This window comes from Leifsonia sp. CL147 (genome assembly GCF_900114565.1).
GTDB lineage: Bacteria > Actinomycetota > Actinomycetes > Actinomycetales > Microbacteriaceae > Leifsonia.
The window spans coordinates 58,928-71,388 of sequence record NZ_FOTM01000022.1; the positions used below are offsets into that span (position 1 = coordinate 58,928).

Annotated in this window: 13 protein-coding genes and 1 tRNA gene; 10 read left to right on the forward strand and 4 right to left on the reverse strand. The window is 66.7% G+C overall.

What is annotated here, in order from left to right; translation table 11 throughout:
* Positions 1 to 13: 13 nt before the first annotated feature.
* The gene (locus tag BM287_RS15835) at positions 14 to 673 is read left to right on the forward strand and encodes a hypothetical protein (protein ID WP_090041397.1); all 660 of its coding nucleotides are present in this window, start codon (positions 14 to 16) and stop codon (positions 671 to 673) included.
* A gap of 21 nt (positions 674 to 694) precedes the next feature.
* On the opposite strand, the gene radA is transcribed toward BM287_RS15835, so the two are convergent.
* Positions 695 to 2,056: a DNA repair protein RadA gene (radA, locus tag BM287_RS15840; protein ID WP_090041399.1), complete on the reverse strand. Its 1,362-nt coding sequence runs from the start codon at positions 2,054 to 2,056 to the stop codon at positions 695 to 697.
* A gap of 194 nt (positions 2,057 to 2,250) precedes the next feature.
* Here radA and BM287_RS15845 point away from each other — a divergent pair, with 194 nt between their 5' ends.
* A complete protein-coding gene (locus BM287_RS15845) occupies positions 2,251 to 3,177 on the forward strand; it encodes an alpha/beta fold hydrolase (RefSeq protein ID WP_090041402.1) in 927 nt (308 codons plus the stop codon).
* On the opposite strand, the gene BM287_RS15850 is transcribed toward BM287_RS15845, so the two are convergent.
* On the reverse strand, positions 3,167 to 3,970 hold the full coding sequence (locus BM287_RS15850) for an SGNH/GDSL hydrolase family protein (RefSeq protein WP_090041405.1): 804 nt from the start codon (positions 3,968 to 3,970) through the stop codon (positions 3,167 to 3,169). The two genes, BM287_RS15845 and BM287_RS15850, sit on opposite strands and share 11 nt — an antisense overlap.
* 145 nt (positions 3,971 to 4,115) lie before the next feature.
* Between BM287_RS15850 and BM287_RS15855 the strand changes: the two genes are divergently transcribed.
* Positions 4,116 to 4,205, forward strand: a tRNA-Ser gene (locus BM287_RS15855).
* Between the two features lie 516 nt (positions 4,206 to 4,721).
* On the opposite strand, the gene BM287_RS15860 is transcribed toward BM287_RS15855, so the two are convergent.
* The gene (locus BM287_RS15860) at positions 4,722 to 5,321 is read right to left on the reverse strand and encodes a TetR/AcrR family transcriptional regulator (RefSeq protein ID WP_211772994.1); all 600 of its coding nucleotides are present in this window, start codon (positions 5,319 to 5,321) and stop codon (positions 4,722 to 4,724) included.
* Between the two features lie 119 nt (positions 5,322 to 5,440).
* On the opposite strand from BM287_RS15860, the gene BM287_RS15865 reads away from it, so the two are divergent.
* The 7 genes from BM287_RS15865 to BM287_RS15895 all read left to right on the forward strand — a co-directional run bounded on the left by BM287_RS15865 (position 5,441) and on the right by BM287_RS15895 (position 12,077).
* A complete protein-coding gene (locus tag BM287_RS15865; protein WP_170857584.1) occupies positions 5,441 to 5,719 on the forward strand; it encodes a putative quinol monooxygenase in 279 nt (92 codons plus the stop codon).
* 40 nt (positions 5,720 to 5,759) lie between these two features.
* Positions 5,760 to 6,995, forward strand: a complete 1,236-nt coding sequence (locus BM287_RS15870; RefSeq protein ID WP_090041412.1) for an FAD-dependent oxidoreductase — start codon at positions 5,760 to 5,762, stop codon at positions 6,993 to 6,995.
* Positions 6,996 to 7,038: 43 nt separating this feature from the next.
* Positions 7,039 to 8,055 carry a VOC family protein gene (locus tag BM287_RS15875; RefSeq protein WP_090041414.1) on the forward strand — a complete coding sequence of 339 codons (1,017 nt, stop codon included), beginning with the start codon at positions 7,039 to 7,041 and terminating at the stop codon, positions 8,053 to 8,055.
* Between the two features lie 68 nt (positions 8,056 to 8,123).
* A complete protein-coding gene (locus BM287_RS15880; RefSeq protein ID WP_244528389.1) occupies positions 8,124 to 9,086 on the forward strand; it encodes a cyclase family protein in 963 nt (320 codons plus the stop codon).
* 27 nt (positions 9,087 to 9,113) lie between these two features.
* Positions 9,114 to 10,091: a fumarylacetoacetate hydrolase family protein gene (locus tag BM287_RS15885; RefSeq protein ID WP_090041417.1), complete on the forward strand. Its 978-nt coding sequence runs from the start codon at positions 9,114 to 9,116 to the stop codon at positions 10,089 to 10,091.
* Positions 10,088 to 10,879, forward strand: a complete 792-nt coding sequence (locus tag BM287_RS15890) for an SDR family NAD(P)-dependent oxidoreductase (RefSeq protein ID WP_090041419.1) — start codon at positions 10,088 to 10,090, stop codon at positions 10,877 to 10,879. The genes BM287_RS15885 and BM287_RS15890 overlap by 4 nt, the downstream gene beginning before the upstream one ends.
* 10 nt (positions 10,880 to 10,889) lie before the next feature.
* Positions 10,890 to 12,077, forward strand: coding sequence for an alpha/beta hydrolase family protein (locus tag BM287_RS15895; protein ID WP_090041421.1), 1,188 nt, complete (start codon positions 10,890 to 10,892; stop codon positions 12,075 to 12,077).
* Positions 12,078 to 12,152: 75 nt separating this feature from the next.
* On the opposite strand, the gene BM287_RS15900 is transcribed toward BM287_RS15895, so the two are convergent.
* A partial coding sequence (locus BM287_RS15900; protein ID WP_139230709.1) for a transposase occupies positions 12,153 to 12,461 on the reverse strand: 309 nt, incomplete at its 5' end.

The window sequence follows — 12,461 nt, forward strand, 5'->3', positions numbered from 1 at the left end:
TTATAGTGCGGGCATGTCGACGATCAAGCGCCCGGTCGGCCCGCAGCCGAGCAGCGTCTACTGGCGTCGCCGGCTCGTCGTCCTTCTCGGTGTGATCGCCGTGGTGGCCGTCATCGTCCTCATCGTCGTCCGGCCCGGTTCCTCGAGCGGCGAGCCGGCCGATCATCGTTCGGGTGCGGGCAGTACGAGCTCTCCGACGGCGGCGGCGACGACCGCTCCGCATGCCGCGGCGACGAGCATCCCGACCACGAGCGCCTCTGCCGACGGCCAGCCGTGCAAGCCCGCCGACATCACCGTGGAGGCGGTCACGGACAAGGACGTCTACGCGGCAGGTGAGCTGCCGCAGCTGTCCGTGGCGCTGACCAATACGGGGTCGAAGGCCTGCACCATCGACGCCGGGACGGCGCAGCAGGTGTTCACCATCACGAGCGGTGCCGAGGTCTACTGGAAGTCGACGGACTGCCAGACCGGCAAGGTGGATGCGGTGGTGCTGCTCCAGCCTGCCAAGACCATCTCGTCGAAGGTGCCGATCACCTGGGACCGGACGCGCTCAGACCCGTCGACGTGCCAGGCGAAGCGCGAGCAGGTCCCGGCGGCGGGCGCCTCGTATCACCTCGAGACGACGGTCTCGGGGATCACGAGCGCGCAGACGAAGCAGTTCATCCTGAAGTGACGCCGCGCGTGTTCGACGAGGTCAGAAGGCAGCGTCGAGTTCGCGCTCACGATCCGTCGATGCAGCGGTGAACGCGAGACGGAGGGCTTCGCGGATCGATGCGCTGCGGTCGTCGACGCGTGTGGCGAAGCCGAGACGCGCGGCTTCCGCCGTGCGCTGCTTTCCGCTGACGACGGGACGGATCTCGCCGGCGAGGCTGATCTCGCCGAAGGCGGCGAGGGTGTGCGGGATGGCACGGTCGCTCGCCGCGGAGGCGATCGCGAGCGCGATGGCGAGGTCGGCGCCGGGCTCGGACAGCCGGACTCCGCCGACCGTCGACACGTAGACGTCCTTGTCGCCGAGGCGGATGCCGGCGCGCCGTTCGAGGACGGCCAGCAGCATCGCGACGCGGGACGCATCCACGCCGTTCGTGACCCGGCGCGGATTGGGCGCCGTCGTCGCCACCACGAGCGCCTGCACCTCGACGGGCAACGGCCGCCGGCCTTCCATCGCGACCGTCACGCAGGTCCCGGAGACGGGTGTGGTGTTGCGGCTGAGGAAGAGCCCGCTCGGATCGGGAACCTCGGCGATGCCCTCGCCGGTCATCTCGAAGCAGCCGACCTCGTCGGTGGGGCCGAAGCGGTTCTTCAGTGCGCGGATGAAACGCAGAGCGGTCTGCCGGTCGCCCTCGAACTGGCACACCACATCCACGAGGTGCTCCAGCAGGCGGGGACCGGCGATCGAGCCGTCCTTCGTGACGTGGCCGACGATCACCACGGGCAGGTCCCGTTCTTTCGCGATCCGGATGAGCGCGCTCGCCACCTCGCGGACCTGGCTGGGGCCGCCGGCGATGCCGTCGGTGGATCCGTTGGACACGGTCTGGACCGAGTCCACGATGACGAGAGCCGGGTCGACCGCATCGATCTGCGCGATGATCGTCGCCAGGTCGGTCTCGGAGGCCAGGAACAGCTCGTCGTGGACGGCGTCGGTGCGCTCGGCGCGCATCCTCACCTGGCTCACCGACTCTTCGGCGCTCACGTACAGCACCCGCCTGTTGGCCTGGGCCGCTCGGGAGGCGACCTCGAGCAGCAGCGTCGACTTGCCGACCCCCGGCTCGCCGCTGAGCAGGATCGCCGCGCCTGGCACGATCCCGCCGCCGAGCACGCGGTCGAACTCCCCGATGCCGCTCGGCCGTCGGTGAGCGTTGTCGGCCCGGATGCCGGTGATCGAGCGTGCCTCCCGCCCGGCCGCGATCGTCACCGGCTTGATCGCCCGGAGCACGCCGGTCGGCTGCGCGGTCTCGGCGACTGTTCCCCAGGCCTCGCAGTCCGGGCAGCGGCCGACCCACTTGGCCGTGGACCAGCCGCATTCGGAGCAGCGGTAGTTGATGGACGCCTTCGGCACGGCACCTCCTCGATCGGGCTCAACACTACGGCCGGCCACCGTCATCGCCGGAAGGATCGCGGCGACCTGTGGATATCTCCCGCGATCGCGACGCGGTGAGCACTTCTTCCGGGTCGCGCGCGGGCGGCGGCGCCCGCCATGCGTGGTCTCGCGGCACCTCCCCAATGTCGGTGCCCGAGTGCACAATGGGCCGCATGGCTGCTCGCACCTTCACCCTCCGCTCCGGCCGCGTCGTCGGACTCACCGGCTTCGGCGATGCCGACGCCGAGCGACTCGTGATCTTCTGCCACCCGGCTCCCGGCGCCTCCGGCTTCGACCCCGATCCGGACGCCTCGACCACGAGCCGGGCGCACGTCGTCTCGCTCGACCGGCCGGGTTACGGCTCCAGCGATCCCTGGCCGCACGGCACCTGGCCCAGCATCACGCAGGCGGCGGACGACATCGCGGAGTACGTGCGCTCCGTCGTGCTCGCCGAGTCGGTGATCGGCGTCAGCCGCCCGCGCACGGTCGGCATCGTCGGGTGGTCCGCCGGAGGTCGCGTTGCCCTCGCGTTCGCTGCGCGCCATCCGCAGCTCGTCGACCGGGTCGCCATCGTCGGAACGCCCGCTCCGAACGAAGCCGTACCGTGGATCGACCCGCAGCTGCAGGCGATCTCGGACCAGCTGGGCGCACTCGCCCCCGACGAGGCGATCGACCGCCTCAGCGGGATGCTGCAGGGTCAGGCGGATGCGGTCAGGGCGGCCACCCAGCCCGACGAGGTCCCCGTCGAGTTCATCGGACTCGGGGCGGTGGATGAGCAGGCGCTGGCGCGTCGCGGCGTCCGCGACCGCCTGGGCCGCATGCTGATGGACGCTTTCCGTCAGGGCGCCCGTGGCGTGGCCGCGGACATCCTGAGCTACACCGCACGTCCCTGGGGCTTCGACCCGGCGGAGGTGAAGGCCAAGACGCTCATCGTCTCAGGCCAGGCGGATGCGCTCGCCGGCGTGGCCCACGGGTCGTGGTATCAGCGCGCCCTGCCGGATGCGGAACTCGAAGTGGTGCCCGGCGTCGGTCACCTCGCGATCGTGCCGGCCTGGGACCGGCTCCTCACCCACCTCGCCCCGGCGGAGGTCACGCGCTGACGGTCCGGCGGTCTGCAGGGACGGTGGATGCGCGGCCGTCCCGCGGATACAGCTCCCGCGCCCGCGCGGTCACCGCAGGAAGGAATGCCGACGCCCACACCCGGTAGCCGTGGTCGTTCGGGTGGAAGAGATCCTCGGCGAACTGCGTGAGGGCGCCGCGCAGCCCCTGCCGCCGCATGGTGGCGTGGAGGGGCGCGACCTCGAGTCCGCGGGCGGCGGCTTCCTCACGGAGGATGCGGTTGCCCTCTGCGACGAGCCGCTCGTTCCGCGGCAGGTAGAAGTAGGGCAGGTCGGCGACGATGGCGTGCTCGGGGACCGCCGCGAAGACGGCCCGCAGCCCCACCCGGAAGAGTGCCGGATCGAAAGCCGCGATGTCGTTCGCGCCGATGGACACGGTGACGATGTCCGGCTCCAGTGCCGCGATGCGCGGCAGCTGGTCGGCGACCGCGAGGGCCACCGTCGCGCCGGAGACCGACAGATTGACGACGCGCACCGACCGCCCCGTCACCGCACGCAGGTGGTCCGCGATCACACCGACGTAGCTGTTCTTCGGGGCGGATGCGCCGATCCCCTGCGCCGCACTGTCACCGATCGCCACGTACAGCAGCTCGCCGGGATCCTTGGCCGCATCCCGCCACCACTTCGAATGGACGGGCAACAGCTCGTTGAGCCGCACGCGCCCTTCGGCGACCGCTGCCTGCTTGGCGCGCACGCGCTGCCACCCCAGGAGGGCGACCGCGGCCCCGACGACGAGGCCGGCCGCGGCGGAGAGGATGCGGCGGAGAGCTCTCATGCACGGCAGAGTACCCGAGTGCGGGCGGGTGCGGCAGAGCGCCCCAGCCCGCACGCCGGCCTCGGCCGACGGTGGCAGCGGACGGTGGCAGCGGACGGTGGCCGCCGATTGGAGACGTCGGTCCGGATCGCGTACGATGGTCCGCGGTACCGTGTCCGAGCGGCCGAAGGTGCAACTCTCGAAAAGTTGTGTGGGTGAAAGCCCACCGTGGGTTCAAATCCCACCGGTACCGCCACGTGCAAGCCCCCGCGATCCCGCTGTTTACAAGGGATCCGGGGGTTTTTGCTGTCCCAGGATCGGGCGTCTGACTACATTTGGGGCTTATAGGCCAAAAAGAGTGGATGGTTTGGGCGTGTCAGCTGTGGCCGGCCCAGGCTGATCGTGTCCAGAGGCCTCCTTCGGGGTTGAGGCCGGTGTGATGAAGGCAACCAGGTTGACCGGGAGCTCTATGAAACCGGCGCTGGCGCAGGCGGTTCCACTTAAGTGCCTGCGTGCATTCGCCTCTTACTCTCTCTTTTCGCCTCCTACTCTGTCCCCGTCCATCCTTCTGCCTGATCTGTGCGTGGTCCCTTGGTGTTCCCGCTTGTTCGGACACTTAGCATCGGGCTTGTTTTTTCCGGGAAGTCGGTCCTTGCGGCTAGGCGGTTCCTCGGGAGCTGCGGCTTGGTGCGATCGAGTTGGCCCGATCAGCGACCGCCTGTTCTCGCAGGTCGCCCGCGAGCTCGGCGTCCCCAACCGCGCCTCCGGGCCCTCAGCCGAGCAGGTAGCGGACCGACAGCTGCTGGAGCCGCAGGTCGAATGCCTCGTCGTCGAGATCGAGCGATGAGAATCCTGCACCGTACGCGACCCTGACCACCCAGGCTGAGAAGGCCGTGTCGAAGCAATAGCGCATGGCGGCTGCGGGGTCCTCCCAGGAGATCTCATTCTCGATACGGGCCAGAAGCCGAACGAACTGCCGCTCGTCCTCGGCCCGGTAGGCGGAACCGCGCGTTGCCACCTCGGTGTTGGAACTCGAGATCAGAACCACTGCTCGCAGGAATGCCGCGTTATTCCGGAACCGCGCACCGATCTCACGAACGGCGGCTGATACCAGTTCGTGCGGCGCTAGCGCCGACCATCGCTCTTCGCGCTCCAGTTCGGATCGGCCTGCGCGCACGCGGCTCAAGCCGTGCTCGTAGACGGCAAGGAACAGGTCGTCCTTCCCGTCGACTCGGTCGTAGAGAAATCGAGGAGCGACTCCGGCCGCCTCACAGATCGCGTTGATCGTGAAGCCGTCGTATCCGCGTTCCGAAAGAAGCTGGACTCCGACGTCGAGAACGCGCGCCCACGCCTGGCGGCTCCGCTTCTGCAAGGGGGGACGGACTGTCGTACTCGTGGTCGCTCCTTCGGCTCTTGACACATTGTGTCATGTGCATGTAGAAACGTAGCGCACACTACGCTTTTGGCGTGACAAGGATGTCAGGAGACTTCATGCTTCTCATTACCGGCAGCGCTCTACCGGCTGAAGGTGCGCGCGATCACGTCATCGCCTCGGTCCACGACATGGTTGAAGCGACTCGAGCGGACGAGGGGTGCGTCTATTACGCCTTCACCGCGTCGCTTGACGACGACGCGATCGTCAGCACTGAGGTCTGGAAAAATCGTGCGGCGCTCGAGGCCCACATGAGCCACGACCACACCCGACAATTCCTTGCCGGCCTCGACGGTGCGCTCGCCGGCGAGCCGGTCATGAACGAAATCGAGCTCTGACTCTTTTCGACACATCACGCCACTCAATGAGGAGGACAACATGGCAAAAAAGGGACGCGTAGTCGTCTTGGGCGCGGGACCGGCGGGAATGGCCGCAGCACTCTCCATCGCACAAACCGAGCATGACGTCGTGCTGTTGGAGCGCTACCCGGCCGCGCGCCCGGCGGGCAACATCCTCAACCTCTGGCCGCCGCCCATCAAGGCGCTGGGGCTGATCGGCGTCGACACGAGGGACCTGGGAGCGCCGTGCCAGTCGGAGTTTCGAAGCGCGTCCGGGCGAGTCCGCGCGGTCGTCCGTCTCCCGCAAGAGGTCATCGACCAGTACGGCGGCGGCTTCATCGGAATGCTCCGCCCGCAGCTGTACAGCCGGATGCTGCAGGCGATCCCCGACGGCATCCTCCGCACCAACACTCCGGTCCAGTCCTTCGACCAGAATGACAGCGGCGTCCGGCTGCGACTCACGGACGGCACCACCATTGAAGCCGACCTCCTTGTCGGCGCCGACGGTATCGATTCCCTTGTGCGCCGCACCCTCTGGGGCGAGCAACCAAAACGCGAGCACAACCTGCACATCATCGGAGGGTTCACTTTCGATGAGCTCCCAGACGTGCCGACTGGACGCTGTATCGTCTCGCACACGCGCACCATCCAGGGCAGCTGGACGTCCATCCGTCACGAGGGTCGAGCCGGATATCAGTGGTGGGTGCTCGGTGCATACGACTCCTCGAAAGAATTCACCGGGGACCTCAACGCGACCGCGACGAAGATGGCGGAGGGGTTCGCGTCCCCGCTCCCCGAGCTGATCGCGGCGACCGACCCTGCGCACCTTCAGCGCTGGCCGATTCGCGACCGTCCGCCGCTCGAGAAGTGGTCGAAGGGGCGGGCCACACTCGTCGGCGACGCCGCACACCCGACATCGCCGTATGCCGCCTACGGCGCGGGGATGTCGATCGAAGACGGCTACTTCCTGGGCAGGCGGATCGCAGGGGTCGACATCTCGGATCCTGCGGCACTTGCTGCCGCGCTCGATGCCTACGAGGCCCCGCGAAGGCCCCACACTGCATTCCAGGTCGACACGGCCTACCGACTCGGGAAGATATTCCACCACATCCCAGCCCCGATTCGTCCGATTCGCGACCTGATCTTCGACCACAGCCCGTTCCTGCAGAAGATGATCGGCGAAACCACGCCTGGCGAGATCCTCAAGCAGCTCGATGAGATCGATGTCACGGAGGCGGAGTTCGAGTCGAGGAGTGGCGCGTCGGCCGTAGCGTGAACCGCCCTTTTCGATCCGAGCTTTCAACAGACAAGAAGGAACCATGATGAACCTGCTCTCCCACCTCTCGTACGTGACGATTACATCGCCGGACGTCGACGCATCAGTGAAGTTCTACGAAGAGCACGTCGGCCTGACCGTCGTCGATCGGATTGACGGCGTCGTCTACCTGCGGTGCTGGGGGGACTACTACCGCTATTCCGTCGTCGTCGCTCCTGGCGACGAGCCGTCCCTGAAGACCATGGCATGGCGCACCTCCAGCCCCGAGGCACTGGAGGAGGCGGCGAAGCGCATCGAGGCAGCCGGCGTCGAGGGCGAATGGTTCAACGGCAACACGATCGGGCGTGCCTACCGATTCGTCGGACCGTGGGGCCACAGCATGACCCTGCACTGGGATGTCGAGCACCATCGAGCAGAACCTCAGATGGCCTCGATCTTTCCCGACCGGCCGGAGAAGCGCAGCAGGGTGGCCGGAGCTCCCCGACAGCTCGACCACGTCACCATCGCCGCCAGCGACGTCGACGCGTTCGCTGCCTGGTACCACGAGGTCCTCGGGTTCCGGATCATGGCTAAGACCATCCTCGACGAAGCGCCGATCTCAGTGTTCTCGGTGCTGACCACCAACGAGAAGTCTCACGACCTCGGCGTCGTTCTCGACGGCTCCACCCGGGGTGGACGGATCAACCACTATGCCTTCTGGGTGGACACCCGGGAGGAGCTCCTGATCGCGGCCGACGTCCTGATGGAGAACGGGTACCCGATCGAATACGGTCCATCGATCCACGGGATCGGGGAGCAGACGTTCCTCTATTACAGGGAACCTTCCAGTCTGCGCATCGAACTCAACACCGGTGGCTACCGCAACTACGTGCCGGACTGGGAGGCCAACACCTGGAAGCCCTCTCTGGGGTCGAGCAACCTCTATCGGAACAGCGCGATGCCGATGTCCATGACCGAATCCTTCCCGGCGGCTGACGGGCCGAGCGCGACGGAGGAGGGCGTTCCGGACGAGATCAAGGATGCGCTGCTGAACCCGTACGCCGTACAGGGGCGCGGGTGAACGACGCATCGAGAAATGCATTGGAGCAGGGCGTGCCGTCTGCAGCAGAACGGCCCGAGGATCTCGACGTGACCGATCCCGAGGGGGAGATCGCTCGAGCTGCGGGCGCGTACCGAAACTGGGGGCGCTGGGGTGAGGATGACGTTCGGGGAACACTGAACTTCATCGACGTCGCGAAAAGGATCGAAGCCGCTCACCTCGTGCGCACCGGAACCGTGATCTCCCTGTCCCAGCGGTTCGACACGAACGGCCCGCAGAAGGGTTGGCGTCGACGCACCAATCCAGTTCACACGATGACGGACACCGGCACGGATGCGGAGCGCGGGAACCAAGGGTTCCCGCACGGATTCGGCGGCGCGGACGACGTGATCACGATGCCTCTGCAGTGCTCGACGCAGTGGGACGGACTCGGTCACATCTTCGACCATGGCATCGCGTGGAACGGCCGTCATGCCGGGGACGTCGTCACGAGCGAAGGCGACCTGGTGACGGGCATCGAGCACCTCGCCGACGTGATCGTGTCGCGCGGTGTGCTCCTGGACTTGGGTCGGCACCTCGAACACGAATCCGGCGAACTGTCGGACGGCTACGCGATCACAAGCGAGGATCTCGATTCGTGCATCGCGGCTCAGGGCCCGACGAGCGAGGTCGGACGTGGAGACATTCTGCTCGTCCGCACCGGGCAGCTCACTCGCGCCCGGCGCGACGGATGGAGGGACTACGCGGGGGGCGACGCTCCCGGCCTCTCCTTCACCGCCGCGGGTTGGCTGCATCGCAAGGAGATCGCCGCGGTTGCAACGGATACGTGGGGATTCGAGGTGCGCCCCAACGAGTTCATCTCGCCGTCGTTCCAGCCGCTGCACCAGGTCGTCATCCCGAATATGGGCCTGACCGTGGGCGAGATGTGGGACCTTGATCGACTTGCCGAGGTGTGTGCGGTGGAGGGGCGCTACGAGTTTCAGCTCGTCGCTCCGCCGCTGGTTATCACGGGTGCTGTCGGCGCTCCCGTCAATCCCTCGGCCATGCTGTGACTCTGATCGGATCGGAGGAGGGCGCACATGCGCATCGCTCGATGGATCGTTGATGGGGCCATCGGCGAGGGCTTCGTGGTCAAGGACCGAGTCGTTGCCTTCCCAGGCGGACTCACCGTCGCGGAGACACTCCGCGGCGGGCTGCCACTTGCGCGGAGGCTGGCCTCGGAGGTCGGAACAACCGCTGCCGTGAGTTTGGCGAAGGTGCGCCTGCTTGCGCCGATCGTGCCCGGCACCATCCGAGACTTCGTCGCCTTCGAGGAGCACGTCGAGGGCGTGAGCGCCTCCGTCGATGGGAAGAGCGAGGTGGTCGCGGAGTGGTACGAGGCCCCGACCTTCTACTTCACGAATCCGCACACGGTTTTCGGTCCCGACGAGCCGGTTCTGCCTCCGGTGACGGAGCGACTCGACTTCGAACTTGAGATCGCGGCGATCGTTGGAGGAGACGGCGGCGCGAATCTGTCCGTGTACGAGGCGGCTCAAGCGATCTTCGGGTACACGATCATGAACGACTGGTCCGCTCGGGACCTCCAGTCACGGGAGATGAAAGTCAGGCTCGGTCCCGCGAAGGGCAAGGATTTCGGGACCAGCCTCGGGCCGTGGATCGTGACCGCAGACGAGTTCGCACCGTTTCTGGACGCCGATGGCTTCCTCGCGATCCGCGCGGAGGTGCGGGTCAATGACGAGCTTGTCGGCGAGGATCTGGTCTCGAACATGGGGTGGACAGTGCCTGAGCTGGTCGCGTACGCCTCGCGCAATTCGCGCGTTGTCGCCGGCGACGTGCTCGGGTCAGGGACCATCGGGAACGGCGGATGCCTCGCAGAGCTCTGGGGCCGATCCGGCGAACTTCTCCCACCGCCTCTGCGAGAGGGTGACGAAGTGCGGATGACAGTCGAGGGAATAGGTGAGTTGATATCGATCGTCGGCCGATCCATCACAGCGCCGGAGGTGCTCCGGGCGCGACCTCGCTCTCGTAGACGGACCCGTACCGGAGCCGACACATGACGGGGCGCGGACTCGCCGATCGGGTGATCGTCGTCACCGGCGCCTCCGGTGGTCAGGGCATGGCCGAGGTCGAATTGCTCGCCGAGAACGGCGCACTCGTCATCGCCACCGACCTTCAGGCCGAAGGGCCGAGCTACTCGAATCCGTCGGTGCAGTACCACCAGCTGGATGTCACCAGCGAAGAGCAGTGGTCGACGCTCACTGCCACCGTCGCGCAACGACTCGCAGGACGGACGCTGAAGGGGCTGGTCAACAACGCCGGCATCACCCATCGCACTCGGCTCGGCGAGACACTGCTGGGCGACTGGGAGCGCGTCCTCCGAGTGAACGTCACGGGCGCCATGCTCGGCATCCAAGCCCTGGCTCCACTTATGGGCGAAGGATCTTCCATCGTGAACATCGGCTCCTCGGCCGGGCTGACCGGCCACTATCCCGTGGCATACACGACGTCGAAATGGGCGCTCAGAGGTCTGACTCACGTGGCCGCGACCGAGTACGGTTCACGCGGCATCCGCGTCAATATCGTCCATCCCGGCTTCATCGAGACGCTCATGACGGCAGGGGCTCCCGAAGCGATGCGCGGCGCGCAGCTCGACATGACGCCACTCGAGAGGATGGGGTCCTCGAACGAGGTCGCGTCCATGGTCGCCTTCCTGATCTCGGACGAGGCCGCATACATCTCTGGCGCGGAGATCCCGGTCGACGGTGGATTCACCTCGTCGGCGGGCGCCAAGTACATGTCCGATCGCATTAAGGCCGGCCGGCCGCCGCTCCCACCCAACCGTTAGGCAGATACCGATGTTCATGTACTTTCCCAGCAACTACGTCTGGAGCCTCGCGGTCGTGGCGACACTCAACAACGGAGGCTTCATCGATGAAGTCGACAGAGCGTGCAAGCCGGTCCTGCAGGCAGCCATGGACGGCGACGACGTCGGGACCGAGCAACTGTTTGCGTCCTGGGAGGCTGTTGCCACCCGGCTCACGCTCAAAGCGGAGGAGGACGAGTCGCGCGGGCATCATGTCGGCGCGGGAGAGACGTACTACCGAGCATCGCTGTACACGTCGCAGGCGGAGCGGCTTCAGTCCCCGAAGTGGGTGGGTCGCAACGCCGCCTACGAGTCGTCGGTCCGACTTCTGCTGAAACACGTGGAACTGAGCGGCGTGCCGTTGACACGCGTCGAGGTCCCCTACGAGGACACATCGCTTCCGGCGTACTTCTACCGTGCGCCCGGCGACGGGCCGAGCCCGGTCGTCATCCAGTGGAACGGGCTCGACTCGACGAAAGAGATGATGTACTACTCCGGGTTCCCCCGAATGCTGGCCGAGCGCGGCATTTCGACCCTCATGATCGATACTCCCGGCTCCGGTGAGGCTCTCCGCCTCCGCGGACTGACCGCCCGGCACGACACCGAGGTGTGGGCAGCGGCGATCGTCGATTGGATCGAGTCGAACGAGACGGTGCTCGGCGTCGACGCCACGCGGATCGGAATCGTCGGATGGTCGTTGGGCGGCTACTACGCGCCGCGGGCCCTGGCATTCGAGAAGCGCCTGAAGCTCGGGGTGGCGTGGGGGGCGAACCACAACTGGACGGAGGTGCAGGACGGCCGTCGTCGTCGAGAGGGTGAGAACCCTGTGCCTCACTACTGGGACCACGTCTTCTGGGTGTGGGGCGTCGACAACATGCAGGATTTCATCGAGAAGACCGCGGAGATGCACCTCAACGGTGTCGCCGACAAGATCACCGCACCCCTGTTCATCACGCACGGCACCGGTGACCGCCAGATCAGTGTCAAGTACGCGCATGAGACCTACGACCAGGCCCTCAACAGCAGCAAGAGAGAATTGCGGATCTTCGACGACCCCGAGGGAGGCACCGAGCACATCTCGATCGACAACATGCCGTATGTCGCCGGGATCATCGCCGATTGGATCGACGAGACCTTCCGAGAGCTTGCCGGCTCGACAGAGACCGCGGTGACGCGATGACACGGCAGCTCGTAGACTCCGGCTTGCAATTCCGGCAGCAGGTGTCAGGATCGGCGAGATGAGCAACCTACACGCCTAGGGCGTGTCTCCTAATTGGTGGGTCCAGGCGATGACGGCGTTGAGGACTGCTGCAGATCGGTAGACGGTTGCGAGTTTGTCGTAGCGGGTGGCGATGCCGCGCCATTGCTTGAGTGTGGCGAAGCGGCGTTCGATGACGTTGCGGCCCCGGTAGTCGTCTTGGTCGTAGCTGACGGGTCGTCCGCCTCGGGATCCGCGGCGGAGGCGGTGGCCGATCTGGTCTGATGGTTGCGGGATGACCGCTTGGATGCCGCGGTCGCGCAGGTGCTGGCGGATCGCTCGGGACGAGTAGGCCTTGTCGCCGCG